Annotated in this window: 29 protein-coding genes; 24 read left to right on the forward strand and 5 right to left on the reverse strand. The window is 71.9% G+C overall.

Annotated features, from left to right (window positions below):
• A partial coding sequence (locus P1P70_RS16370) for a GNAT family protein (protein WP_319237851.1) occupies positions 1-276 on the forward strand: 276 nt, incomplete at its 5' end.
• Between the two features lie 46 nt (positions 277-322).
• Positions 323-1,219, forward strand: coding sequence for an arginase family protein (locus P1P70_RS16375; protein ID WP_319237852.1), 897 nt, complete (start codon positions 323-325; stop codon positions 1,217-1,219).
• A gap of 3 nt (positions 1,220-1,222) precedes the next feature.
• Here the strand turns inward: P1P70_RS16375 and P1P70_RS16380 are convergent, their stop codons facing one another.
• Positions 1,223-1,576, reverse strand: a complete 354-nt coding sequence (locus tag P1P70_RS16380) for a VOC family protein (RefSeq protein ID WP_319237854.1) — start codon at positions 1,574-1,576, stop codon at positions 1,223-1,225.
• A 76-nt stretch (positions 1,577-1,652) separates the two neighbouring features.
• On the opposite strand from P1P70_RS16380, the gene P1P70_RS16385 reads away from it, so the two are divergent.
• Entirely contained in the window at positions 1,653-2,147 is a 495-nt protein-coding gene (locus P1P70_RS16385; RefSeq protein ID WP_319237856.1) for a phage holin family protein, read from the forward strand.
• Between the two features lie 204 nt (positions 2,148-2,351).
• On the opposite strand, the gene P1P70_RS16390 is transcribed toward P1P70_RS16385, so the two are convergent.
• The gene (locus P1P70_RS16390) at positions 2,352-3,317 is read right to left on the reverse strand and encodes an LLM class F420-dependent oxidoreductase (RefSeq protein ID WP_319237858.1); all 966 of its coding nucleotides are present in this window, start codon (positions 3,315-3,317) and stop codon (positions 2,352-2,354) included.
• A 167-nt stretch (positions 3,318-3,484) separates the two neighbouring features.
• On the opposite strand from P1P70_RS16390, the gene P1P70_RS16395 reads away from it, so the two are divergent.
• The 13 genes from P1P70_RS16395 (at position 3,485) to P1P70_RS16455 (ending at position 13,210) form a co-directional block, all read left to right on the forward strand.
• The gene (locus P1P70_RS16395) at positions 3,485-4,975 is read left to right on the forward strand and encodes an NAD(P)/FAD-dependent oxidoreductase (protein WP_319237861.1); all 1,491 of its coding nucleotides are present in this window, start codon (positions 3,485-3,487) and stop codon (positions 4,973-4,975) included.
• Positions 4,972-6,819 carry a transketolase gene (locus tag P1P70_RS16400; protein ID WP_319237863.1) on the forward strand — a complete coding sequence of 616 codons (1,848 nt, stop codon included), beginning with the start codon at positions 4,972-4,974 and terminating at the stop codon, positions 6,817-6,819. Before P1P70_RS16395 ends, P1P70_RS16400 begins: the two co-directional genes overlap by 4 nt.
• 99 nt (positions 6,820-6,918) lie before the next feature.
• Positions 6,919-7,845 carry a non-homologous end-joining DNA ligase gene (gene ligD, locus P1P70_RS16405; RefSeq protein WP_319237866.1) on the forward strand — a complete coding sequence of 309 codons (927 nt, stop codon included), beginning with the start codon at positions 6,919-6,921 and terminating at the stop codon, positions 7,843-7,845.
• Positions 7,846-7,897: 52 nt separating this feature from the next.
• The gene (locus P1P70_RS16410) at positions 7,898-8,266 is read left to right on the forward strand and encodes a gas vesicle protein (protein ID WP_319106506.1); all 369 of its coding nucleotides are present in this window, start codon (positions 7,898-7,900) and stop codon (positions 8,264-8,266) included.
• A gap of 57 nt (positions 8,267-8,323) precedes the next feature.
• Positions 8,324-8,749, forward strand: coding sequence for a gas vesicle structural protein GvpA (locus P1P70_RS16415; RefSeq protein ID WP_319237868.1), 426 nt, complete (start codon positions 8,324-8,326; stop codon positions 8,747-8,749).
• On the forward strand, positions 8,746-9,495 hold the full coding sequence (locus tag P1P70_RS16420; protein ID WP_319237870.1) for a GvpL/GvpF family gas vesicle protein: 750 nt from the start codon (positions 8,746-8,748) through the stop codon (positions 9,493-9,495). Before P1P70_RS16415 ends, P1P70_RS16420 begins: the two co-directional genes overlap by 4 nt.
• A 35-nt stretch (positions 9,496-9,530) precedes the next feature.
• Positions 9,531-9,794: a gas vesicle protein GvpG gene (locus tag P1P70_RS16425; protein ID WP_319237872.1), complete on the forward strand. Its 264-nt coding sequence runs from the start codon at positions 9,531-9,533 to the stop codon at positions 9,792-9,794.
• Complete coding sequence (locus tag P1P70_RS16430) at positions 9,791-10,366, forward strand: DNA primase (protein WP_319237873.1); 576 nt, start codon at positions 9,791-9,793, stop codon at positions 10,364-10,366. Before P1P70_RS16425 ends, P1P70_RS16430 begins: the two co-directional genes overlap by 4 nt.
• Positions 10,359-11,612 (forward strand): SRPBCC family protein, encoded by a 1,254-nt coding sequence (locus P1P70_RS16435; protein WP_319237875.1) that lies wholly within the window; start codon positions 10,359-10,361, stop codon positions 11,610-11,612. Before P1P70_RS16430 ends, P1P70_RS16435 begins: the two co-directional genes overlap by 8 nt.
• Positions 11,609-11,974 carry a gas vesicle protein gene (locus tag P1P70_RS16440; protein ID WP_045556595.1) on the forward strand — a complete coding sequence of 122 codons (366 nt, stop codon included), beginning with the start codon at positions 11,609-11,611 and terminating at the stop codon, positions 11,972-11,974. The genes P1P70_RS16435 and P1P70_RS16440 overlap by 4 nt, the downstream gene beginning before the upstream one ends.
• Positions 11,971-12,747: a GvpL/GvpF family gas vesicle protein gene (locus tag P1P70_RS16445; protein ID WP_319237876.1), complete on the forward strand. Its 777-nt coding sequence runs from the start codon at positions 11,971-11,973 to the stop codon at positions 12,745-12,747. Before P1P70_RS16440 ends, P1P70_RS16445 begins: the two co-directional genes overlap by 4 nt.
• Positions 12,744-12,932 carry a gas vesicle protein gene (locus P1P70_RS16450; protein ID WP_033529791.1) on the forward strand — a complete coding sequence of 63 codons (189 nt, stop codon included), beginning with the start codon at positions 12,744-12,746 and terminating at the stop codon, positions 12,930-12,932. Before P1P70_RS16445 ends, P1P70_RS16450 begins: the two co-directional genes overlap by 4 nt.
• On the forward strand, positions 12,929-13,210 hold the full coding sequence (locus tag P1P70_RS16455; protein WP_319237879.1) for a gas vesicle protein K: 282 nt from the start codon (positions 12,929-12,931) through the stop codon (positions 13,208-13,210). The genes P1P70_RS16450 and P1P70_RS16455 overlap by 4 nt, the downstream gene beginning before the upstream one ends.
• Before the next feature lie 2 nt (positions 13,211-13,212).
• Here the strand turns inward: P1P70_RS16455 and P1P70_RS16460 are convergent, their stop codons facing one another.
• The 3 genes from P1P70_RS16460 to P1P70_RS16470 all read right to left on the reverse strand — a co-directional run bounded on the left by P1P70_RS16460 (position 13,213) and on the right by P1P70_RS16470 (position 15,866).
• Positions 13,213-13,383 carry a hypothetical protein gene (locus P1P70_RS16460; RefSeq protein ID WP_033529789.1) on the reverse strand — a complete coding sequence of 57 codons (171 nt, stop codon included), beginning with the start codon at positions 13,381-13,383 and terminating at the stop codon, positions 13,213-13,215.
• Between the two features lie 43 nt (positions 13,384-13,426).
• Positions 13,427-14,248, reverse strand: coding sequence for a class I SAM-dependent methyltransferase (locus P1P70_RS16465; protein ID WP_319237882.1), 822 nt, complete (start codon positions 14,246-14,248; stop codon positions 13,427-13,429).
• Positions 14,249-14,372: 124 nt separating this feature from the next.
• Positions 14,373-15,866 carry a bifunctional phosphatase PAP2/diacylglycerol kinase family protein gene (locus P1P70_RS16470; protein WP_319237885.1) on the reverse strand — a complete coding sequence of 498 codons (1,494 nt, stop codon included), beginning with the start codon at positions 15,864-15,866 and terminating at the stop codon, positions 14,373-14,375.
• A gap of 162 nt (positions 15,867-16,028) precedes the next feature.
• On the opposite strand from P1P70_RS16470, the gene P1P70_RS16475 reads away from it, so the two are divergent.
• From P1P70_RS16475 to P1P70_RS16510, 8 genes are all read left to right on the forward strand, one after another.
• The gene (locus tag P1P70_RS16475) at positions 16,029-16,835 is read left to right on the forward strand and encodes a HAMP domain-containing sensor histidine kinase (protein ID WP_319237888.1); all 807 of its coding nucleotides are present in this window, start codon (positions 16,029-16,031) and stop codon (positions 16,833-16,835) included.
• Positions 16,832-17,599, forward strand: a complete 768-nt coding sequence (locus P1P70_RS16480) for a response regulator transcription factor (protein WP_319237891.1) — start codon at positions 16,832-16,834, stop codon at positions 17,597-17,599. The genes P1P70_RS16475 and P1P70_RS16480 overlap by 4 nt, the downstream gene beginning before the upstream one ends.
• Positions 17,600-17,751: 152 nt before the next feature.
• Positions 17,752-18,831 (forward strand): ABC transporter substrate-binding protein, encoded by a 1,080-nt coding sequence (locus P1P70_RS16485; protein WP_319237894.1) that lies wholly within the window; start codon positions 17,752-17,754, stop codon positions 18,829-18,831.
• Positions 18,828-20,579: an iron ABC transporter permease gene (locus P1P70_RS16490; protein ID WP_319237897.1), complete on the forward strand. Its 1,752-nt coding sequence runs from the start codon at positions 18,828-18,830 to the stop codon at positions 20,577-20,579. The genes P1P70_RS16485 and P1P70_RS16490 overlap by 4 nt, the downstream gene beginning before the upstream one ends.
• Positions 20,576-21,706, forward strand: a complete 1,131-nt coding sequence (locus P1P70_RS16495) for an ABC transporter ATP-binding protein (protein ID WP_319237899.1) — start codon at positions 20,576-20,578, stop codon at positions 21,704-21,706. Before P1P70_RS16490 ends, P1P70_RS16495 begins: the two co-directional genes overlap by 4 nt.
• Positions 21,707-21,862: 156 nt before the next feature.
• The gene (locus P1P70_RS16500) at positions 21,863-23,482 is read left to right on the forward strand and encodes an ABC-F family ATP-binding cassette domain-containing protein (RefSeq protein WP_319237901.1); all 1,620 of its coding nucleotides are present in this window, start codon (positions 21,863-21,865) and stop codon (positions 23,480-23,482) included.
• Positions 23,483-23,568: 86 nt separating this feature from the next.
• Positions 23,569-23,802 (forward strand): DUF6158 family protein, encoded by a 234-nt coding sequence (locus P1P70_RS16505; protein WP_045556604.1) that lies wholly within the window; start codon positions 23,569-23,571, stop codon positions 23,800-23,802.
• Positions 23,799-24,392: a TIGR03086 family metal-binding protein gene (locus tag P1P70_RS16510; RefSeq protein WP_319237905.1), complete on the forward strand. Its 594-nt coding sequence runs from the start codon at positions 23,799-23,801 to the stop codon at positions 24,390-24,392. The genes P1P70_RS16505 and P1P70_RS16510 overlap by 4 nt, the downstream gene beginning before the upstream one ends.
• Positions 24,393-24,434: the final 42 nt, after the last annotated feature.

Consider the following 24,434-nt stretch of genomic DNA (forward strand, 5'->3'; position numbering starts at 1 on the left):
GGGCTGATGGGGGAGGGGCTCGCACTGGTGGTCGAGTACGCGTTCACCTTCATGGGGCTGCACCGGCTGGAGATCAATGTGCAGCCCGGGAACGCCGCCTCCATCGCGCTCGCCCGGCGGTGCGGTTTCCGGTTGGAGGGGTTCTCGCCGGACTTCCTGTTCATCGACGGGGCCTGGCGGGACCATCAGCGGTGGGCGATCACCACGGAGATGGAGCGCCCGGTCCCGGGCGGGGCCCGTCTCCGGGAGCCGCCCGGGGGCCGGCTCCCGGAATGATCCGTTCCCGTCCCGGTGGGCAGCCCCGTCGCGCAGGATGGGAGCCATGCGGAACATCGTCGTCGTGGACGCCCCCTCCAACCTCGGCCTGCGGCCGCCCGCCCCGGGAACCGTGCCCGGCTGCCACAAGCTCGCCGGCGCGCTGCGGGAACAGGGCATCGTGCGGCGGCTCGGCGCGCTGGAGGGTGGGGTGGTGGTGCCGCCGCGCTACGACCGGGGCGACTGGCAGGAGGGCGACGGCGTCTTCAACGCCGGTGCGATCGCCTCGTACACCCGCAGGCTCGCCGACCGGATCGAGCGGCACGTCCGGGCCGGTGAGCTGCCCGTCGTCCTCGGCGGGGACTGTTCGATCCAGCTGGGCGCCTCGCTCGCGCTGCGGCGGATCGGGCGGTACGGGCTGGTCGCCGTCGACGCCTCCGCCGACTTCCGGCATCCGGGGAACTCCGACCGGATCGGGGCGGCCGGCGGTGAGGAGCTGGCGCTCGCCACCGGGCGCGGACAGCCGGACCTCACCGACCTGGAAGGGCTGCGACCCTATCTGCGGGACGAGGACGTACGGATCTTCGGCATCCGGGACGCGTTCGAGGACGAGCGCGCCGAACTGGCCGCCCTGAAGATCCCCGTCGTGACCGTCGGCGAGCTGCGCACCTGGGGCGCGGACGATCTCGCCCGGGTCACCGCGCTGAGCTTCGAGGCGCCCGAACTGGCAGGGTTCTGGGTGCACTTGGACGCCGACGTCCTCGACCCGTCCGTCATGCCGGCCGTCGACAGCCCCGACCCCGACGGACTCCTGCCCGACGAACTGACCGCGCTGCTGCGCCCGTTGGTCCGCTCACCGCACTGCGTGGGCCTCAACGTCACCATCTACGACCCTGATCTGGACCCCGACGGCACGGCGGGCGCACTGCTCACGGACCTCGTCGTGGCCGCGTTCGCCCCCTGACGCTCACCCCACCGTCCGGCGGTCCGCGTACTCGTAGACCGAGCCGTCGGGGTGGACGGCGATCAGGTTGCGGCCCACGGGGGTGGGGACGGGGCCGGCCAGCACCTGGGCGCCGGAGGCGGTGAGAACCCGGTTCGCCTCGTCGACGTCCTCGACCGCGATGGTCGCGGCGACCTTCCGCAGGACCTCCAGCTCTGCCTCCGGGCCGCTCATCAGCAGGAAGCAGCCGACGGCGGCCACTTGGACGCCACCGCGTTCGAAGCGCATCGCCGGTCCGCCCGAGAGTCTCTCGTAGAACGGGACCGCGGCTTCCAGGTCGTCGACGCAGATGCGGAGCGTGGTGCCGAGAATCTCCATGGGACAGAGCCTAGTTGGGGACCCGCTCCCCGCGCATGCCGCGTTACGGGGGCACGGGCACGGGTACCCGGGCACCATGGACCGCTTGGATCATCTCGAACATCTGGACAAGCACCTGGTCGACGAGCTGGCGCTGGTGGCCCGCGAGACCATCCGCGACGAGCTGCGGCAGCAGACCCGCAAGCAGCGCCGCAAGGCCGCGCTGTACGCCGCGTCCGGGGCGCTCGCCCTGTACGCGGGTGCCGCCCTCGCGCTGGCCCTCGGGCTGGCTCTGTCGCTCGGCCTGCCGGATTGGGCCGCCGCGCTCATCACGGCCGTGGTGCTCGGTGTGGCGGCGTACGTGCTGAGGAGCGCGGCGCGGCCCTCGGCGTCCCGGCCCACGGCCGAGCACGAGGGCGACCTCGCCGCGGGCCGTGACCACGTCGTCGGCGGTACGGCGCCCGGGATGCCGCCGGGCGCGACGGCACCGGCCGGATACCCGCCGGTGCCGCCCGTCGCACCCGGTGGCGCGACCGGAGCGCCGCCCCAGGTCGGCGTCGACCCCGAGGACCCGCGTCGCCGGAACCGGTGAGCGCGGGCAGAGGAAAGCGAGAAAGCTCCAGCAGCGGGGCCTGGACGGCAAGGTCGTCCGGGCCCCGCTGCCGGTTGTGCATGTGCCCGGTCCGGCCGGACCGGGCACATGCACTCGGCCCAGACGATGGGGAGAGGGAAACACCATCTGGGCCGAGAACTCGGGGGCGGTGCGGGTCGGCGGGGACCCTGGCCGGCGCTCCGGTCAGCGAGGACCCCGCTGGAGCTGCGGCAGCACCTTCGTGCGGTAGAAGTCGAAGAAACCGCGCTGGTCGGGGCCGATCTGGCTGACGTAGACGCGGTCGAAGCCCGCGTCGGCGAAGGCGGTCAGCTCGGCGACGTGCTCGTCCACGTCGTCGCCGCAGACCGTGTTCTCGCCGACCATCTGCTCGGTGACCAGCGGCTCCAGCTGCTCGAAGTGGCTGGGCGTGGGCAGGATCTGCCCCATCTCACCGGGCAGCAGCTGGTTCGACCACAGGTGGCGGACGAGCCGGACGGCGGCGTCCCGGTCGGGGCCCCAGCACACCTTCGTCCCGCCGCTGACGGGGTTCGCGCCCCCGCCGCCCTTGCGGTACTGGGTCACCAGCTCCTCGTCGGGGCTCATGGTGATGAAGCCGTCGGCGACGCGGGCGGCGAGGGCGGTGGCCATGGGGCCGAAACCGGAGATGTCGATGGGGACCGGCGCGTCGGGGAGCGTGTAGAGGCGGGCGTTCTCCACCGTGTAGTGGGTGCCGCGGTGGGTGACCTCCTCGCCCGTGAACAGGCGCCGCATCACCTGGACCGCCTCCTCCAGCATCTCCAGGCGGACGTCCGCCGGGGGCCAACGGGTGCCGAGGACATGCTCGTTGAGCGCCTCGCCCGAGCCGATGCCGAGCCGGAAACGACCGCCCGTCATCACCGAACTCGTCGCCGCGGCCTGGGCCACGATCGCCGGGTGGATCCGGACGGTCGGGCAGGTCACCGCCGTCTCGATCGGCAGCGACACGGCCTCGGAGAGCGCGCCGATCACCGACCACACGAACGGGCTCTGGCCCTGGGCGTCGTTCCACGGGTGGAAGTGGTCCGAGATCCACAGACAGTCGAATCCGGCCTGCTCGGCCATCCGCGCCTGCTCGATCAGCTCGGCGGGACCGAACTCCTCGGTCGCCAGGAAGTATCCGTACTCGGGCATGGGGGGTACCTCCGCGACAGGTGCGATCGGGGCGGGGCCGGGACGCGGTCCGAGTACCCGGGGATCACGGCGGAAACCCGCCCTCGATCGGGTGGCCCGGCGGTTTGGGCCCGTTGACCAGGGGGACGCGGAAGGTTCGTACGCACGCGACCCGCCGGAGGCGAACCGTGAGTCGACCCCGCATCGTGATCGTCGGTGCCGGCTTCGCCGGCTACCGGACGGCCCGCACCCTCGCGCGGCTGACCCGGAACAAGGCCGACATCACCCTGCTGAACCCGACCGACTACTTCCTGTATCTCCCCCTGCTGCCCCAGGTCGCCGCCGGCATCCTGGAACCACGCCGGGTCACCGTCTCCCTCACCGGCACCCTGCCCCACGTGCGGCTGGTGCTGGGGGAGGCCGACGACATCGACCTCGACGCGCGCACCGTGCGCTACTCGGACCCCGAGGGAGGCGTCGGCACCCTCACCTACGACCGGCTGGTGCTCGCCGCCGGCAGTGTCAACAAGCTGCTGCCCATCCCGGGCGTCGCCGAGCACGCCCACGGCTTCCGGGGGCTGCCCGAGGCGCTCTACCTCAGGGACCACGTCACCCGGCAGGTCGAACTCGCCGCGGGCAGTGAGGACCCCAGGAGCTGCGACGCGCGCTGCACCTTCGTGGTCGTCGGCGCCGGCTACACCGGGACCGAGGTCGCCGCCCACGGCCAGATGTTCACCGACGCGCTGGTACGCAAACAGCCGTTGCGGGAGGGCATGCGGCCGCGCTGGATACTGCTCGACATCGCGGACCGGGTCCTGCCCGAGATGGACGAGAAGCTGTCGCGGACCGCCGACAAGGTGCTGCGGCAGCGGGGCGTCGACGTGCGCATGGGGACCTCCGTGAAGGAGGCGACACCGGGCGGAGTGCTGCTGAGCGACGGGGAGTTCGTCGACACCCGCACCCTCGTGTGGTGTGTGGGCGTACGGCCCGATCCGCTCGCCGAGTCGCTGGGGCTGCCGATGGAACGGGGGCGGCTGCTCGTCGAGCCCACGCTGCAGGTGCCGGGGCGGCCCGACGTGTTCGCCTGCGGCGACGCGGCCGCCGTGCCCGATCTGACCAAGCCCGGCCAGTACACCCCGATGACCGCCCAGCACGCCTGGCGGCAGGGCAAGGTGGCCGCGTACAACGTCGCCGCCTCCCTCGGCCGGGGCGAGCCTGAGCCGTACCGCCACAGCGACCTCGGCTTCGTCGTGGACCTCGGCGGGGTCAAGGCCGCCGCCAACCCGCTCGGCGTACCGCTGTCCGGGCCGGTCGCCGGGGCCGTCACGCGCGGCTACCACCTCGCCGCCATGCCCGGCAACCGCGTCCGGGTCGCCGCCGACTGGCTCCTCGACGCCGTACTGCCCCGCCAGGGCGTCCAGTTGGGCCTCGTACGGTCCTGGTCCGTCCCGCTGGACACCGCCTCTCCGGAACTGGCCAGGATGCCGGGCGCGCCGCAGAAGGCGGGGGCGGGCCGAGGGCCGGGGGCCGCGCACACGGACGAGGCCCTCGGTGAGCCGGGGCCCACGGCGGTGCCGGGCGCCCCCGAGGAACCGCGGCCGCATGCGCCCACCCCGTCGCGCAACCCGGCGTCCGAAGAGTCCCACAAGCCCGCCAAGGGTACGGAAGGTGAGTCATGAACAGCCGTCAACTGACCGAGCTGGCACAGCAGTTGCGGGTCGACAGCGTGCGCGCGTCGGACGCCGCGGGCTCCGGGCACCCGACGTCGTCCATGTCGGCCGCCGAGCTGATGGCGGTGCTGCTCGCGAACCATCTGCGGTACGACTTCGAACGCCCCCAGCACCCCGGCAACGACCGCTTCGTCCTGTCCAAGGGGCACGCCTCGCCCCTGCTGTACTCCGCGTACAAGGCGGCCGGCGCGATCAGCGAGACCGAGCTGATGACGTTCCGCAAGCTCGGCAGCCGGCTCGAGGGGCACCCCACACCGCGGCGCCTGCCCTGGGTGGAGACGGCCACCGGCTCGCTCGGCCAGGGACTGCCCGTGGGCGTCGGCATCGCCCTCGCCGGGAAGCGGCTGGACCGGACCGGCTACCGGGTGTGGGTGCTGTGCGGCGACAGCGAACTCGCCGAGGGCTCCGTGTGGGAGGCCGCCGAGCACGCCGCGTACGAGCACCTGGACAATCTGACGGCGATCGTCGACGTCAACCGGCTCGGGCAGCGCGGGCCCACCCGGCACGGACACGACCTCGACGCCTACGCCCGCCGCTTCGCGGCCTTCGGCTGGCACACGATCGAGATCGACGGACACGACGTGGACGCCGTCGACCGCGCCTACGGCGAGGCCGAGTCCACCAAGGGCCAGCCCACCGTGATCCTCGCCCGCACCCTCAAGGGCAAGGGCGTCGAGGCGGTCCAGGACCGGGAAGGCCTGCACGGCAAGCCGCTCAAGGACGCCGACGAGGCGATCACGGAACTCGGCGGCGTACGCGACCTGCGCGTCGAGGTGCGGCAGCCGCCCGCCGCCCGGATGCTGCACGCCGTACGCACCGGACACCTGGAACTGCCGCGCTACGAGACCGGTGACGAGGTCGCCACCCGGGACGCCTACGGGCAGGCCCTCGCCGCGCTCGGCTCCGCCCGCGGTGACATCGTCGCCCTGGACGGCGAGGTCGGGGACTCCACCCGCTCCGAGTTCTTCGCCAAGGAGCACCCCGACCGCTACTTCGAGTGCTACATCGCCGAGCAGCAGCTCGTGGCCGCCTCGGTGGGACTCGCGGCACGCGGCTGGGTGCCGTACGCCGCCACGTTCGCGGCGTTCCTCACCCGCGCCCACGACTTCCTCCGCATGGCGTCGATCAGCGGGTCCGGCATCAACCTCGTCGGCTCCCACGCGGGAGTCGCCATCGGCCAGGACGGGCCCTCACAGATGGGGCTGGAGGACCTGGCGATGATGCGGTCGGTGCACGACTCCACCGTGCTGTACCCGTGCGACGCCAACCAGACCGCCAAGCTCGTCGGCACCATGGCCGGCCTCGACGGCGTCCGCTACCTCCGGACGTCCAGGGGCGCCTCGCCCGTCCTCTACAGCCCGACCGAGGAGTTCCCGGTCGGCGGCAGCAAGGTGCTGCGTGCCTCGGACACCGACCGGCTGACGGTCGTCGCGGCCGGGGTCACCGTCCACGAGGCCCTCAAGGCCGCCGAGGCACTGGACCAGGAAGGCATCCAGGTCCGGGTGATCGACCTCTACTCGGTCAAGCCCGTCGACCGCCGCACCCTGCGCGAGGCGGCCGAGCGCACCGGCTGCATCCTCACCGTCGAGGACCACCGCGAGGAGGGCGGCCTCGGCGACGCGGTCCTCGACGCTTTCCTCGACGGCCGCCCGGTGCCCCGCCTGGTGCGCCTCGCCGTCCGCACGATGCCGGGCTCGGCCTCCCCCGAGGAGCAGCTGCGCGAGGCGGGCATCGACGCGGAGGCGATCGCGGTGGCCGGACGGCTGCTGGTGGAGCACGCGATCACGCCCTGAGAGCCCTGAGAGCCCTGAGAGCCCTGAGAGCCCTGAGAGGCCTGGGAGGCCTGAGCGCGTGAGCGCCCTGAACGATCGCGATCCGGAGAGGAGCAGGCGATGGGGGACACGCACACGATGAGGGTCGGCCGCCGTACCGTCGAGATCCACCGGCCCGACAAGGTGCTGTTCCCCGCCGACGAGGATGGCGGCGGCAAGGAGTACACCAAGGGCGACCTTGTCGCCTATCACCGTGCCGTCGCCCCCTTCATGCTGCCCCACCTGCGAGGACGCCCGCTGATGCTGGAACGGCATCCGGACGGGCTCGACGGGCCCATGTTCATGCAGAAGAACACCCCCGAGCACTACCCGGAGTGGATCGAGCGCGTCGAGGTGCCCAAGGAGGGCGGCACGGTCGTCCACCCGGTCTGCGACGACGCGGCCACCCTCGTCTATCTGGCCGACCAGGCCTGCCTCACCCTGCACCGCTGGCTCTCCCGGACCGGCGACATCGACCGCCCCGACCGGCTGGTGCTCGACCTCGACCCGTCGGTGGACGACTTCGAGCAGGTCCGGGAGGCGGCCCGGGACGTCCGGGACCTGCTCGACGCACTGAAACTGCCGTCCGTGCCGATGACCACCGGCTCCCGGGGCGTTCATGTCGTCGTACCGCTGAACGGGCACGACGACTTCGACGCCGTGCGCGACTTCGCCAGGGAGATCGCCGAGGAACTCGTCCGCGCCCATCCCGGGCGGCTCACCGTCGAGCCCCGCAAGAAGGACCGGGGCGACCGGCTCTACCTCGACATCCAGCGCAACGCCTATGCCCAGACCGCGGTCGCCCCCTACACCGTGCGCGCCCGCCCCGGCGCACCCGTGGCCACGCCCCTCACTTGGGAACAGCTCGACGACCCGGCCGTCGACGCCCGCCGCTGGACCCTGGCGGACGCCGTCGACCAGGCCCGCACCGACCCCTGGGCGGGGGCGTTGCGCCGGGGTCGGGCGCTCGGCCCCGCGCGGCGCAGGCTCACAGCGCTGCGCGGCTGACACCGACAGGTTTGGCCAACGGCCGGGGGGCCACTCGGTGTTCGAGGTGGCCATGTCGAACACATCGAACACGTCAAAAACACAGAATTCACGTGAAAAGCACGAGTCTACGACCGAATCGGATGAAACCGAAGAGGTGAGGGAATCGGCGGACGAGCGACCCAGCCCCATGCAGGTGCTGCGTCATGCGCGGACCCAGCTCGCCGAGCTGACCGGCATGGCGCCCGAGTCCGTGTCGTCGTTCGAACAGAGCGAGGACGGCTGGACGTTGGAGGTCGAGGTTCTGGAGATCGCCAGGGTCCCCGACACGATGAGCCTGCTCGCGAGCTACCGGGTGGAACTCGACCCGCGGGGCGAGCTCACCGGCTATCGGCGCGTCCGCCGTTACGAACGCGGGCGGGCCGATCCGCACCGCCGTTAGACGACTTTCCGTTCCCACCATCCCCCCAGCATCCACAGAGAAGGAGGATCGGCCGGCATGACCGTAGTCCCGGCACAGCAGTCCGGCGGCGGAGGCGGCAGCAGCGGCCTGTACGACGTCCTGGAACTCATCCTCGACAGGGGGCTCGTCATCGACGCCTTCGTGCGAGTCTCCCTGGTCGGCATCGAGATCCTGAAGATCGACGTCCGGGTCGTCGTGGCCAGCGTCGACACCTATCTGCGCTTCGCCGAGGCGTGCAACCGGCTCGACCTGGAGGCCGGGCCGCGCAAGAACCCCGGCCTGCCGGACCTCGTCGGTGAGATGACCGAGTCCGGCGCGCGCGGCAAGTCCAAGGGGGCGCTGTCCGGTGCCGCCGAGACGATCTCCGACGCGTTCAAGCAGGCCCGCGATGAGGGTCAGTCCGAGTCGCGGCCGCGGGCCCGCAAGACCACGAGCTCGCGCAAGAGGGAGGAACAGGAGTGAGCACGTACGTCTACGGCATCACCGCGAGCTCGCACCCCGGCCTTCCCGAGGGCATGGGCGGAGTGGGAGATCCCGCCCGCCCGGTGCGCATCCTCAAGGAGGGCGAGCTGGCGGCGATCGTCAGCGAGGCCCCCGAGGGGCTGCGCCCCAAGCGCAAGGACCTGCTCGCCCACCAGAACGTCCTGAGCGAGGCGGGTGCGGGCGGCCCCCTGCTGCCCATGCGGTTCGGCAGTGTCGCACCGGACGACGCGTCCGTCACCGGTGTGCTCGCCGAACGCGCGGAGCACTACAGGGAACGGCTCGGCGCCCTCGACGGCAAGGTCGAGTACAACGTGAAGGCCAGCCACGACGAAGAGGCCGTGCTGCACCGCGTGATGGGGGAGAACCCCGAGCTGCGCGCCATGACCGAGGCCAACCGGCAGGCGGGCGGCGGCACTTACGAGGACCGGCTGCGGCTCGGCGAGATGGTCGTCGCAGCCGTGCAGGCCCGGGAGGCCGACGACGCGACGGAGTTGCGGCAGGCGCTGGAGTCTGCCGCCGAGGCCGTCAGCGCGGGGCCCGAGTCGACCGGCTGGCTGGCCAACCTGTCGTTCCTCGTGGACCGGCAGTCGGCCGCGGGCTTCCTCGAAGCGGTGGAGGCGGTCCGCAAGAGCCATCCGCACATCGAGGTGCGGGTGAACGGGCCGCTGCCGCCGTACAGCTTCGTCGAGCCGGGGCCCGCGGAGCCCGCGGAGACGACGCACTGACAGCGCGCGACGGCCGAGGCTGAGGAGGCGAGTGCATGGGACTGATCACCGAAGTGCTGCTGCTGCCGTTCGCACCGGTGCGCGGCAGCCTCTGGACGGTGAGACAGGTGCTCACCGAGGCCGAGCGCCAGTACTACGACCCGGCGGCCGTCCGCGCCGATCTCGCCCGCCTCGAGCAGCGGCTCGAAGCGGGCGAGATCGATGAGGACGAGTTCGACCGCCTGGAGGACGAGCTCCTCGACCGGCTGGAGATCAGCACGCAGAGGAGCACAGGAACCGGCAACGGGACGACACAATGAATCGAATGGGACTGGGCCTCGCCGTAGGGGCCGGATACGTCCTCGGACGTACCAAGAAGATGAAACTGGCGTTCGCCGTCGGCACCATGGTGGCCGGCAAGCGGATGCACCTCAGCCCGCGGGCGCTCGCGGAGCTGGTGTCGCAGCAGCTGCAGAACAACCCGCAGTTCAAGGAGCTCGGGGACCAGCTCCGCGAGGACCTGCGCGGTGCCGGCAAGGCGGCCACCGGGGCGCTGGTCGAACGGCAGATCGAAGGACTCGCCGGCCGGCTGCACGGGCGTACCTCGCAGGTGCGCGACCGGCTCGCCGGGGTGACGCCGGAGCTGTCCGGGCGCGACGAGGACGAGGAGCCGGAATCCGGCCACGACGCGCCCGAGGAGCCGCGGCGGTCGTCGGGCGGGCGGGCGGCGAAGAAGCCCCCGGCCAAGAAGACCGCCCCGGCGAAGAAGGCGGCCGCCAAGAAGACCGCCCCGGCCAAGAAGGCGGCACCGGCGAAGAAGACGGCCGCCAAGAAGACCGCGCGCAAGGCCACGCGGTCACGGACGACGAGGGGAGGCGGCAGCGATGACTGAGACCCTCGGATCGGCCACCGGCCGCGCGACCGGCGGGGCCGCGGACCGGGCGAAGGACGCGACGAAGAGCAACCCGCTCTCGGACGTCGCCCACAGCGAGGCCGTCGACCACCTCAAGGCCGAGGCCAAGGAGTACCTGGCCGCGCAGGCCCAGCGGCTGCTCGTCGGCGCGGGCCGCAAACTCGGCGAGACGACCGGCAGGCTCAACGACATCGCCGACGGCAACAGCCCCGGCTTCGCCAAGCTGGCCCTCGACGGCGGCCGCAAGCTCGCCGAGGGCAAGGGGCCGCTGCGCACCGCCCTGGAGGTGGGCGCCGGCCGGGCCAAGGACAACGTGCTCGGCGCGCTCAAGAACCTCGGCGGAGGCAAGGGCAAACGCAAGGGCGGCTCGGGCAACAAGCCCACCGTGATCATGGAGTCCATCGACGTCGGGGTGCCGGTGCGGACCGCGTACGACCAGTGGACCCAGTTCCAGAGCTTCAGCACCTTCGCCAAGGGCGTGAAGAGCGCCAACCAGGCCGACGACACCCACTCGGACTGGCAGATGAAGGTCTTCTGGTCCAACCGGAGCTGGAAGGCCCACACCACCGAGCAGGTGCCCGACCAGCGGATCACCTGGACGTCCGAGGGCGCCAAGGGCACCACCAAGGGAGCCGTCACCTTCCACTCCCTCGCGGACGACCTCACCCGGGTCCTGCTGGTCATCGAGTACTACCCGAAGGGCCTCTTCGAGAAGACCGGCAACCTCTGGCGCGCCCAGGGCCGCCGGGCCCGGCTCGACCTCAAGAACTTCGCCCGCTTCATCATGCTCAGGGGTGAGGCCGAGGACGGCTGGCGCGGGGAGATCCGCGACGGCGAGGTCGTCGTCAGCCACGAGGACGCCCTGGCCGAGGAGGAGCGGGAGGACGAGGACCGCGAGGACGAGGACCGGGAAGAGCCGCCCGACGGCGAGGCTCCGGAGGACGACGAGGCCGAGGACGAGTACGAGGAGGAGCCGGAGGAGGAGCCCGAGCCGGAAGAGGAGCCGCGCGACTCCGACGAGCCGGACGGGACCGAGGCCGACGACGAGGCCGAAGAGTACGTCGACGAGGACGAGGAGGGCGACCTGGAGGACCCGGACGAGGTACCCGAGGGCGAGTACGAGGACGTTCCCGAGGCCGAGAGCGAGGCCGGGGAGGACATCGAGGAGGAACCGTACGAGGATGAGGACGAGGAGCGGGCCGCCGTGGGCGGGAGTCGCCGATGACGTTCCCGAGCCGAGTCCCCGAGCCGTACGGGCAGAACGGGAGTGCCAACCTGGCCGACATCCTGGAGCGAGTCCTCGACAAGGGTCTGGTGATCGCGGGTGACATCCGCATCAACCTGCTCGACATCGAACTGCTCACCATCAAGCTGCGCCTGATCGTCGCCTCCGTCGACAAGGCCAAGGAGATGGGGATCGACTGGTGGGAGACCGACCCGGCGCTGTCGTCCAACGCCCGCCGCGACGAACTCTCCCGTGAGAACGCCGAGTTGCGTGCCCGGCTCGCGGAGCTGGACGACGGCGGGTACCGGCGGGAGCCGGAGCCCGCCATCGAACGCGGCCGCGCCAGAGAGGAGCCCTCATGACCGGACTGCGGTACGTGTACGCCGTCTGCCGCCCCTTCGACGCGGCGCTCCAGTCCCAGCTCAAAGGGGTCGCGGGGGCGCCGCCCCGGCAGCTGCGCCACCACGACCTGATCGCCGTGGTCAGCGAGGTGCCGGAGCGCGACTTCGCGGAGCAGCCGCTCCGCGCCCATCTGGAGGACCTGGACTGGCTGACCGAGACGGCCCGGGCCCACCAGAGCGTGATCGACGCCCTCACCGTCGTCACCACCCCGCTGCCCCTCCGGCTGGGCACCGTCTTCCGCGACGACAGCGGCGTGCGGGTCATGCTGGAGGCCCGGGAGGAGGGGTTCCGGCGCACCCTGGACCGGCTCGCGGGCCGGGTGGAGTGGGGCGTCAAGATCTACGCGGAGTCCGAGGAGCGAGAGGCCTCCCAGGCGCCCGCGAAGGTCTCCAGCGGGCGGGACTATCTCCTGCAGCGGCGGCGGAGCCACCGGGCCCACGAGGAGATGTGGGAGAAAGCCGACCGGTTCGCCCGGCAACTGCACGAAACTCTCGCGGAATTCGCCGAGGACACCCGGCTGCACGCCCCACAGAATTCCGCGCTCTCCGGCGTTCCCGGACGCAATGTGCTGAACGCGGCCTATTTGGTGCCGCGCGCTCATTCCGAGGAGTTCGTGGAACTGGTGGACCGTACGAAAGGTGAGGAACCGGGATTGCGCGTGGAACTCACCGGTCCGTGGGCCGCCTATTCCTTCAGTGGTGAGACGACCGGGGCGGGGGAGGAAAGCCCGTGACCGTGATCGAACGTCGTGAGGTCGCCCTCGTCGACCTCCTCGACCGGCTGCTGGCCGGCGGGGTCGTCATCACCGGGGACCTCACCCTGCGCATCGCGGACGTCGACCTCGTCCGCATCGATCTGAACGCGCTGATCAGCTCCGTGAACGCACAGGTCCCGTCGCCTTGGGGAGGCATCGAGTGAGCGGCCGCAACCGTCTCGAACTGGAGCCCGACACCGTCGAGAGGGACCTGGTGAAGCTGGTCCTGACCGTCGTCGAGCTGCTCCGTCAGCTCATGGAGCGGCAGGCAGTGCGCCGCTTCGACACCGGAGAGCTCTCGGAGGACCAGGAGGAGCGCATCGGGCTCACGCTGATGCTGCTGGACGATCGCATGACCGAGCTGCGCGAGCGCTACGGACTGCGGCCCGAGGACCTGAATCTGGACCTCGGGCCGCTCGGACCGTTGCTACCGCGGGAGTGACGTCACCACCTGTACCAGCGGCTCCTTCCTCCGGAGGCGGACGTGCCGCGCACCAGGAAGCCGAGGAGCCACAGCACCAGGACGGCCAATGCGATGTACCAGAGAACCTTCACCGCGAATCCGGCGCCGAAGAGAATGAGCACCAGAAGCAGTACCAGCAGGATGGGAACCATTATGCGAACCTCCTGATGGTCCGTGTTTCCAGAATTCCCGCTTTCAGGCCGACTTACGGCAGAGAATTTCTCCGTGGAGTACGGCGAACCAGCCGTCCTCCCGCTGTCCCCATTCCCGCCAGGACTCGGCGATCGCCCGCAATTGCCCGGCCGTGGCGTGACCGCCCTCGGTGGCCCGGTCGGCGTAGGCGGAGGCGACCGTCCGGTCCGCCCACAGCCCGCTCCACCAGGCCCGCTCCTCCGCCGTCGAGTAGGTCCAGGTGGCGGAGGTGGCCGTGATGTCGGTGAGCCCGGCGCGCAGCGCCCAGGACTTCAGCCGGCGCCCCGCGTCGGGCTCACCGCCGTTGGCGCGGGCCACCCGGCGGTACAGGTCCAGCCAGCCGTCCATGCCCGCCGACTCGGGGAACCAGGTCATCGCGGCGTAGTCCGAGTCGCGGACGGCGACGATCCCGCCCGGCCTGGTGACCCGGCTCATCTCGCGCAGCGCCTGCACCGGGTCGCCGACGTGCTGGAGCACCTGGTGCGCGTGGACCACGCAGAAGGTGTCGTCGGGGAAGTCCAGGGCGTGGACGTCCGCGACGGCGAAGTCCGTGTTGGTGAGGCCGCGTTCGGCGGCCGTGGCCCGGGCCTGGTCCAGGATGCCGGGCGCGTGGTCGACACCGGTGACATGGCCGTCCGGAACCAGGGCGGCCAGGTCCGCGGTGATGGTGCCCGGACCGCAGCCGATGTCCAGGATCTGCATGTCGGGCTTCAGTGAACCGAGGAGATAGGCCGCCGAGTTGGCGGCCGTACGCCAGGTGTGCGAGCGCAGCACCGACTCGTGGTGCCCGTGCGTGTAGACGGCGGTCTCCTGTGCTTTGGACATGGCCGTTCCCCTTCCCCGAGGACCGCGACGACCGCGGGTCCGTCCTCGAACCGTACGCGACCATGCCGAATAGTGAGACCGCCGTCTTGAATTGTGGACGCGCCCGTCGAGGTGGCGGGGTGGGTCAGCTCATCGGCACGGGCCGGTACACCGTCAGCGCCTCCGGGAGCTTCCGGAGCGTCAGATCGCCCCGCACCTCGGTGACTTCGCCGTCGTAGGCGAGGAGGGTGCCCGGTGCGATGCCGTCCACCCGCAGCCGCCGTACGCGGACCGCCGCGTGGGCCGGGGTCCGGGTCAGCGGGCCCGCCACGGCCGCGGCCAGCAGCCGCAGGGCCGGGCGGCGGCCGCCGTGCACGACCCGGACGTCCAGCAGCCCGTCGGCCAGGTCGAAACGCCGGGCGGGGGCGAAGCCCAGCCGGTGGTAGGTGCCGTTGCCCGCGAAGAGCAGCCAGATCGGGCGGGGCCGGCCCTCGAAGGTGGCCTGCAGTGGATGCCGGTCGGAACGCAGGACCCGCAGGGCCGCGATGACGCCCGCGGGCCAGCCACCGACCACCTTCTCCCAGCGCTCGCGCTCCCGCACCAGCTCGGGGTAGACGCCGAGGCTGAACGTGTTGAGGAAGTGGCCCTCCGTGTCGCCGGTGCTGAAGTGCCCGAGGTCCACCCGGACGGCCTCGCCCCGGCGCACCGCGCGGCCCAGGTCGCGTACGTCCTCCACGCCGAGGTCGTAGGCGAAGTGGTTGAGCGTGCCGCCGGGCAGGACGGCGAGGGGGAGGCCGTGGCGCAGGGCGACCTCGGCGGCGGAGTTCACCGTGCCGTCGCCGCCGCACACGCCCAGCACGCGCGCGTGGGCCGCGGCCTTCTCCAGCTCGGCCCGGATGTCCTCCGGCTCGCACTCCACGGTCTCGGCCCCGGGCAGCACGTCCCGCAGGGCGCGCACCCGGTCCGACGTGCCGGAGGCCCGGTTGGCGACCACGACCAGGCCGTCGCCGTCCGGCAGCGCGGGCGCGTCCACGTAGGGGCGGCCGGGCGGGGGCAGCTGGTCGCGGGTCGGCACGATGCCGCGAACGGCGAAGGCGGCGCCCACGCCCAGGGCCGCGCCCACCAGGACGTCGCTCGGGAAGTGCACGCCCGTGTACACGCGGGACAGTGCCACGGCGGTGGCCAGCGGGGCGACGGCGGCGCCCCAGCCGCGCGACTCCAGGGCGACACCGGCGGCGAAGGCGGCGGCGGAGGCGGAGTGGCCGGAGGGGAAGGACGTGGTGATCGGCTGGCGCTTCAGCTGCCGGGTCAGCGGCACGTTGTCCAGGACCGGGCGGGGGCGGCGGATCGAGCGCTTGCCGAGGGTGTTGATGGTCGCCGAGGCGAGTGCGAGCGAGGCGACGCCCCGGACGGCCGCCCTGCGGGCCCGCGGGCTGCGGGTCGCCGCGATCGCCGCCGCCGTGGCGAACCACAGCACACCGTGGTTCGCGGCGCGGCTCAGCTTCGGCAGGAAGGGGTGCGCGCCCGGCCAGTCGCGGGTCGCCACCGCGTTGAACAGGCGGCTGTCCGCGGCGAGGAAACGGTCGCGGAGGATGTGGTGGCCCGGAGGGCGGACGGTGAGGTCGACGTCTGGGGTCATGGTCCACGGGTACCCCATGGCGCCGCGAGCGTGTCGGGCGGGGTGGAAACGGTCCCTGATATGTCGGGTAGCGAACTGATTGTCGTACCGGTGGTGGCCGTGCAGAATGCACGGGACCGCCCTCGCCCCGTGCGCGAGGGCGGCGTGCGAGGAGGACGGGCCATGGTCGCCGTCTGGTGGTTGTCGGTGGCGGCGCTCGGTGGCGCGGTCACGGCCGCCCTGTCGACGTTCCTGCGGATGCGCGGGGCCGCCGCCGCCCGGACCGCGGAACTGCGACAGCTGGAGCGGCTCGTGGAGCGACGGGCGGAACAGGTCACCGCGCTCAGCCATGAGCTGCGCACACCGCTCAGCATGATCAAGGGCTCGGTGGACCTGCTGCGCGAGGGGACGCCGGGCCCGCTGACGGCGGCGCAGGAGCGGCTGCTGCAGGTCGCCGACCATCAGTCCACGCAGGTCATCGGCCTGTGCGAGAGCCTGCTGATCCAGGCGAAGATCGAGGCGGGTCTCTTCACCCCGCGCATGGAGAAGGTGGACGTGTCGGTGCTGGTGCGCGACGTCGTCACCGCGATGCGTCCGCTGTGCGCCCAGCGCGGGCAGCGGATCGGCCTGGACGTGCCGCAGGTGATGCCGAGGATCCCGGCGGACCCGATGCTGCTGACCCAGGCGCTGACGAACCTGCTGTCCAACGCCAGCCGGTTCACCACCACGGGCGGCAGCATCGACGTCCGGGTCGCGCTGATCGACACCGGTGTCGCCGTGTACGTCACCGACGACGGCGCCGGGATGACACGGGCGGAACGGCACCGGCTGTTCCACCGCTTCGCCACCGGGCGCCCCCTGGCCGACGGGACCGGCCTCGGTCTGGTGATCACGAAGACGGTGGTGGAACTGCACGGAGGCGAGATCATGGTGCACACCGCGTCGTCCCGGGGGACGACGTTCCTGCTGACCCTGCCGGACGCGTCATGACGGTGGAGACGAGGACGGCGGCGGGGCCCACCGCGCTGGTGGTCGACGACGAACCGCAGATGACGATCATCATCGAGTTCGCCCTGGAGACCCAGGGCTTCACGGTGCTCACCGCGCACGACGGGGCGACCGCCCTCCATCTCCTGCGCACCCGCGCCGTCGACCTGGTCGTCCTGGACGTGATGATGCCGGCGATGGACGGGCTCACCCTCTGCGGGCGGATCCGGGCCCGCTCGGACGTGCCGGTCATGCTGCTCACCGCGCTGTCCCAGCACGACGACGTGATCGCCGGTCTGGAGCACGGCGCCGACGACTACGTGACCAAGCCGTTCCACCCGCGCGAGGTGGCCCTGCGCGCCCAGGCCCTCGTCCGACGGCACCGCCGGGGCAGTGGCGCCGCGCTGCGCGTGGGCCGGCTGGTGATCGACCCGGTCGCGCAGTCGGCGAGCCTCGGCCCCCACCGGCTGGACCTGCCGTTCACGGAGTTCAAGCTGCTGACCCATCTCGCCTCCCGGCGGGGCGTGCCGCAGTCCTGGCAGGACCTGCTCCGGGAGGTGTGGGGCACCTCCGACCTGCTGGGCGGCCGGGACGTCGTCAAGTCCACGGTGTACCGGCTGCGCTCGCGGCTGGCCGGGGTGCCGGGCGGCTCGGCGTACATCCGCACCCTGCGCGGGGTCGGCTATCTGATGCCGGACCCACCGGTGGACGACGAGGACGCCGAGGGCGTCCCCACCGGCGCGCCCGACGGTCCGCCAGCCGGGTGATCACCTCCGGCGGCACCGGTGACGTGCTCGGTGACGGCGCTGTCACCGGGGCTCACTCCGCCGTCACCGGGGCCCCGTTCACCCGCTCCTAATCTGGCCGAAACATCGCCCGGCCGAGCCGTACCAGGCCTGAGAATGCGGAGGTCAACGCCGTGACAGTCGTGACTAGGGGAAGACGCGCACGCCGTGGCGCGGTATGGACGACGGCCCTCGCGGCCCTGACCGTCGCCGCCGCGAGCGGCTGCGCCCGCGACACCGTCCAGGCCGGCTCCGGACCGGACGGCGGTGTCGTGCACGTGGCCTGTGGCGCGACCGAGGAGTGGTGCGCCGCCACCACGGAGCGGTTCGCCGAGACCACCGGGGTGAAGGCCGACTTCGTCCGCCTCTCCAGCGGCGAGGCCCTCGCCCGCATCCAGGCCGGCAAGGGCAACGCCGAGTTCGACGTCTGGTATGGCGGCCCCGCCGACGGATACGCGGCCGCCGGCGACCAGGGCCTGCTGGAGCCCTATGTGTCGGAGAACGCCGCGGCGATCCCCGCGAAGTACAAGGACGTCTCCGGGCTGTGGACCGGCGTCTACGTCGGCGCGCTCGGTTTCTGCAGCAACAAGGAGCTGCTGAAGGAGAAGGGCTTCGACGCCCCGACTTCCTGGGCCGACCTCCTCGACCCGAAGCTGAAGAAGGACATCGGCATCGCGCACCCCTCCACCTCGGGCACCGCGTACACGGCCCTGTGGACGCAGGTGCAACTGGCCGGCGGCGACGAGGCCAAGGCGCTCGGCTACATGCGCGACCTGCACCCGAACGTGCTCCAGTACACCAAGTCCGGCGCGGCCCCCGCGCAGATGACGGCCCGCGGCGAGGTCGCCGTCGGCGTGATCTTCTCCCACGACTGCATAGCCACCCAGGAGGCCGGCTTCCCCGACCTCGAAGTGACCTTCCCGTCCGAGGGCACCGGCTACGAGACCGGCGGAGTCGCGCTGGTCAGGGGCGCGAAGAACCACGAGAGCGCGAAGAAGTTCGTCGACTGGGCGCTGACCCCCGAGGCCCAGGAGATCGGCCCGAGCGTCAAGGCCTACCAGTTCCCGACCAACCCCGCCGCCAAGGTCTCGGACAAGGTCGTCGACCTGGCGAGCATCAAGGTCGTGGACTACGACGCCGCCGCGGCCGGGGCGCGGAAGACGGCGCTGACCAAGTGGTTCGACGAAGAAGTCGCGCAGGCGCCCAAGTCATGACCGCGATCCTCTCCGACCGTGAGCCCGCCACCCCCGCGCGGGTGGCGGCTCCGCGCCGACGCCGCCGGCGGACCGATCTGGGCGTCCGGGCCCTGATCGTCGTCGTCGCCCTGCTCGTGGTGTTCGGCGCCGTGGTGCCGCTGGTCGCGGTGCTCGCCACAGCCTTCGCCCCCGACGCGCTGCCCCGCTACGCCGAGTTCTTCACCTCCCGGGTCGACCTCGTCGTCCTGCGCAACACCCTCGTCCTCGGCGCCCTCGTCGGTCTCTGCGGTACGGCACTCGGCTTCCTGTTCGCCTTCGTGCAGACCCGACTCGACGTGCCCGGCAAGAAGATCCTGCACGTCATCGCCCTGATGCCGATCGTCAGCCCGCCCTTCGCGATCGCCACCGCCACGGTCGTGCTGTACGGCAGGCGCGGTGTCGTCAGCAACGGCGTCTTCGGGGTCGAGTACGACATCTACGGCCTGGACGGGCTCGTGTTCGTCCTGTCGCTCTCCCTCTTCCCGGTGGCGTACCTGGGTCTGCTCGGCATGCTGCGCGGGCTGGACCCGGCCCTGGAGGAGGCCGCCATGAACATGGGCGCCTCGCGGTGGCGGATCCTGCGGACGCTGATCCTGCCGCTGGTGGCGCCCGGGCTGGTCGCGCCGTTCCTGCTGCTGTTCGTGGAGGCCATCGCCGACCTCGCCAACCCCCTGGTGCTCGGCGGCGACTACACGGTCCTCGCGAGCCGCGCCTATCTCGCGGTCACCGGCGAGTACGACATCACCGGCGCCGCCGTCTACTGCGTGATCCTGCTGGTGCCGTCGCTGGCCATGTACTTCGGGCAGCGGCACTGGATGAGCCGCAAGGTCCGCACGACCATCACCGGCCGCCCCTCCGGCAGCGTCCACCTGATCACCGGCTGGGCCCGCTGGCCCTTCTACTCGCTGGCCCTGCTGGCGGCCGCCGTGATCCTCAGCCTCTACGGCACCGTCCTCGTCGGCTCGGTGACCCGGGTGTTCGGCGTCGACAACACCTTCACCCTCGACTACCTCAAGGAGGTCGTCGCCGGAGTGGGCGTGGAAGCGGTCCTGGACACCCTCCGGTTCGCCGCCATCGCCACCCCCGTCGCCGGACTTGTCGGCCTGGTCATCGCCTGGCTGGTCGTACGGCATCTGGACCGTACGGCCTGGCTGCTCGACCTCGGCGGCACCCTGGGCGTCGCCGTCCCCGGCACCGTGCTCGGCATCGGCTTCGTCCTCGCCTACCGGCCCGACCGCTGGATCGGCCCCGTCCACGCCCTGCCCAGCCTGGTCGGCGGCAGCGCGATCGCCGGCGGCGCGGTCGCCATCGTCCTCGCCTACGTCGTCCGCAGCATCCCCGCCGGCCAGCGCACCGCCGTCGGCTCGCTCACCCAGCTGCACCCCTACATCGAGCAGGCCTCCACCGACCTGGGCGCCAGCCCGCTCCAGACGTTCCGGCGGGTGACCCTCCCCCTCATCCGCCCGGCACTGCTCACCGGGCTGAGCTACAGCTTCGCCCGCAGCATGACGTCCGTCTCGACGATCGTCCTGCTGGTCACCCCCCAGACGAAGATCATCACCTCCCAGGTCCTCAGCGCCGCGGGCACCGGCCGCTACGGCGTCGCCTTCGCCTACTGCACCGTGCTGACCGTGCTGGTCCTGGCGGGCTTCGCCCTCATCCGTCTCCTCGTCGGCACGGGCGCCGCCCTCCACCGCACCGCCACCTCCGAAAGGCAGAAGTCATGACCGCCGCCGCGCCCGAACGCAACCTCGCGCCGACGCGCGAGACCGACAGCGGACATCTGAGGCTCGACGCCCTGACCAAACGGTTCACCGGCCGCTCCGGCACCGTCACGGCCGTCGACAGCGTCTCGCTCGACGTCGAACCCGGCGAGTTCATCACCCTGCTCGGCCCGTCCGGCTGCGGCAAGACCACCACCCTGCGGATGGTCGCCGGGTTCGAGGACTCCTCCAGCGGCGGCATCCTCCTCGACGGCCGGGCCATCGACGCCATGCCGCCGCAGCGCCGGCCCATGGCGATGGTGTTCCAGAGCTACGCGCTCTTCCCCCACATGACGGTCGCGGAGAACATCGCCTACGGGATGCGTCTTCAGCGGCGCACCCGCGACGACATCGCCACCAGCATGCGGATGGCCCTCACCAGCATGAACCTGGTCGGCCTGGAGGACCGCAGCCCGCACGAGCTGTCCGGCGGCCAGCAGCAGCGGGTCGCGCTCGCCCGCGCCCTGGTCGTCCAGCCGAAGGTGCTGCTCTTCGACGAACCGCTGTCCAACCTGGACGCCAAGCTGCGGGACGCGATGCGGGCCGAGATCCGGCGCATCCAGAAGATGTTCGGCATCACCAGCCTCTATGTCACCCACGACCAGGACGAGGCGATGAGCATGTCCGACCGGATCGTGGTGATGAACAAGGGCCGGGTGGAGCAGGCCGCCACGCCGGGCGAGATCTACGCCCGGCCGGCCAGCGTGTTCGTCGCCGACTTCATCGGCCGGGCGAACTTCCTGGAGACGGTGCCCGAGCGGGTCGCCGACGGACGGGGCACCGTGACCGTCCTCGGCCGACGGCTCACCGTCGCCGCCCATCCCAAGGTGACCGCCAAGGGCACCGGCGCCTACCTGATGGTGCGGCCGGAGACGGCACGGCTGTCCGCCGTCACCGACGGCGGCACCGGCATCGGCGCGGTCCTGCGCTCCACCTTCCACGGCGCGACGATCGACTACGAGGTGGAGACGACCGGCGGCACCGTCACGGTCACCGAGGCGGGCGTCGACCCCTGCGACGCCCTGACCGAGGGCACCAACGTCGACGTCGCCTTCGACCCGGACCGCGCCTATCTGCTCACCCAGGACTAGGGCGGGCCAGGGGCTGTCGCCGACCACGCGGGACAGCCCCTGAGCAGTGCTTCTCCCACCCGGATCACCTGCCCCGACGGCCCGCGGGCCCGGCGGGGCGGGGCGGCGGGGAAATGGATTTGCCCGGGCGTTCGTCCGCCTCCGACAATGCGCCCCATGGGACATCTCGAAGCCGCTCACCTGGAGTACTACCTGCCGGACGGGAGGGCGCTGCTCGGGGACGTGTCCTTCCGGGTGGGGGAGGGGTCGGTCGTCGCGCTCGTCGGGCCCAACGGGGCCGGCAAGACGACACTGCTGCGGCTGATCTCCGGGGAGCTGAAGCCGCACGGCGGATCGGTCACCGTCACCGGGGGCCTCGGGGTGATGCGGCAGTTCGTCGGGTCCGTGCGGGACGAGACGACGGTGCGGGACCTGCTGGTGTCGGTGGCCCAGCCCGGGATCAGGGAGGCCGCGAAAGCGGTGGACGCCGCCGAGCACGGGATCATGACCGTGGACGACGAGGCCGCCCAGCTGGCGTACGCGCAGGCCCTCTCCGACTGGGCCGAGGTGCGCGGCTACGAGGCCGAGACCCTGTGGGACATCTGCACCATGGCCGCGCTCGGCGTGCCGTACGAGAAGGCGCAGTTTCGGCAGGTGCGGACGCTCTCCGGCGGTGAGCAGAAGCGGCTCGTCCTGGAGGCGCTGCTGCGCGGCACCGACCAGGTGCTCCTGCTCGACGAGCCCGACAACTACCTCGACGTCCCCGGCAAGCGCTGGCTGGAGGAGCGGCTGAAGGAGACCCGCAAGACGGTCCTCTTCGTCTCCCACGACCGGGAACTGCTCTCCCGCGCCGCCGAGAAGATCGTCAGCGTGGAGCCGGGACCGGCGGGCGCGGACGCCTGGGTGCACGGCGGCGGGTTCGACACCTACCACGAGGCCCGGCGGCAGCGCTTCGAGCGCTTCGAGGAACTGCGGCGCCGCTGGGACGAGAAGCACGCCCAGCTGAAGAAGCTGGTACTGACGCTCCGTCAGGCGGCCGCCGTCAGCCATGAGATGGCCTCCCGGTACGCCGCCGCGCAGACCCGGCTGCGCAAGTTCGAGGAGGCCGGGCCGCCCCCGGAGCCGCCGCGCGAGCAGGACATCACCATGCGGCTCAAGGGCGGCCGCACCGGCGTGCGGGCCGTGACCTGCGAGGGGCTGGAGCTGACGGGCCTGATGAAACCCTTCGACCTGGAGGTCTTCTACGGCGAACGGGTCGCCGTCCTCGGCTCCAACGGCTCCGGCAAGTCCCACTTCCTGCGGCTGCTCGCCGGCGACGACGTGGCCCACACGGGCCAGTGGAAGCTCGGCGCCCGGGTCGTCCCGGGCCACTTCGCGCAGACGCACGCCCATCCCGAGCTGGAGGGCCGGGCACTGCTCGACATCCTGTGGAAGGAGCACGCCCAAGACCGGGGCGCCGCCATGTCCCGGCTGCGCCGCTACGAGCTGACCAGGCAGGCCGAGCTGCCCTTCGACCGGCTCTCCGGCGGCCAGCAGGCCCGCTTCCAGATCCTGCTCCTGGAACTCCAGGGCGTCACCGCGCTGCTGCTCGACGAGCCCACGGACAACCTCGACCTGGAGTCGGCCGAGGCGCTCCAGGAGGGACTGGAGGCCTTCGACGGGACCGTGCTCGCGGTCACCCACGACCGCTGGTTCGCTCGTTCGTTCGATCGATATCTGGTCTTCGGCTCCGACGGCCGGGTCCGCGAGACCCCGGAACCCGTCTGGGACGAGCGACGCGTGGAGCGCGCCCGCTAGGGGCGTTCCGAAAGGCCCGCGCGGGGGCCCGGGGGCCCGGATCTTCGTACAGTGGAGGAAGGACCCACCGAGATCGGGGTACCACCATGACCGGAGTGCACCCGGACCAACTGGACGACCAGCAGTTGATGAAGGAACTGGAGTCGATCCACCGCACACGGCACGACACGCTGCTGCACGGCTCGACCGAGGCGCTGCGCACCCACAACGAACGGATGGCCCAACTGGAGGGCGAGTATCTGCGCCGCCACCCGCGCCGGCCGGTCGTCTCGGGCCGTACGCGCGACGGCGCGCGGGATCGAGGGCCGGCGACGACATGAGACCCGGCGCGACCGCGGGGAGGCGTGCGCTGCTGGACCGGCACGCCGAGGCCCAGGACGTCTTCGGCGCGCGGGTCCACGCCGTCCGGGACGACCAGTGGGGGGCGGACACGCCCTGCGCCGAGTGGTCGGTCCGCGACCTCGTCAACCATCTCGTCTCCGAGCAGCTGTGGGTGCCCTCGCTGGTCCGGGACGGCTGCATGATCGAGGAGGTCGGCGAGACGTTCGGCGGGGATCTGCTGGGGCCCGACCCCGCGGCCTCCTGGGACACCGCCGCGCACTCCGCGCGGGAGGCGCTCACGGCGCCCGGCGCGCTGGACCGCACGGTCCATCTGTCCTACGGCGACACCCCGGCGACCGCGTACTGCGCGCAGATGGTCGCCGATCTCGTCGTGCACGCGTGGGACCTGTCGCGGGCGATCGGGGCCGACGAGCGGCTGCCGGGGGAGTTGGTGCGGTTCGCGGTGGACGAGATCGCTCCGTACGCCGGTGATCTGGAGAAGAGTGGGTTGTTCGCGGCGCCGGTGGCTCCGCCGGTGGGGGCGGATGCGCAGACCAGGCTGTTGTGTCTGCTCGGGCGGCGGCCTTAGCGCCGGAGGCATGAGGGCCGGTTCGGGGGTGGGGGTGGTGTG

This window comes from Streptomyces sp. MB09-02B, assembly GCF_033794485.1.
Taxonomy (GTDB): Bacteria; Actinomycetota; Actinomycetes; order Streptomycetales; family Streptomycetaceae; genus Streptomyces.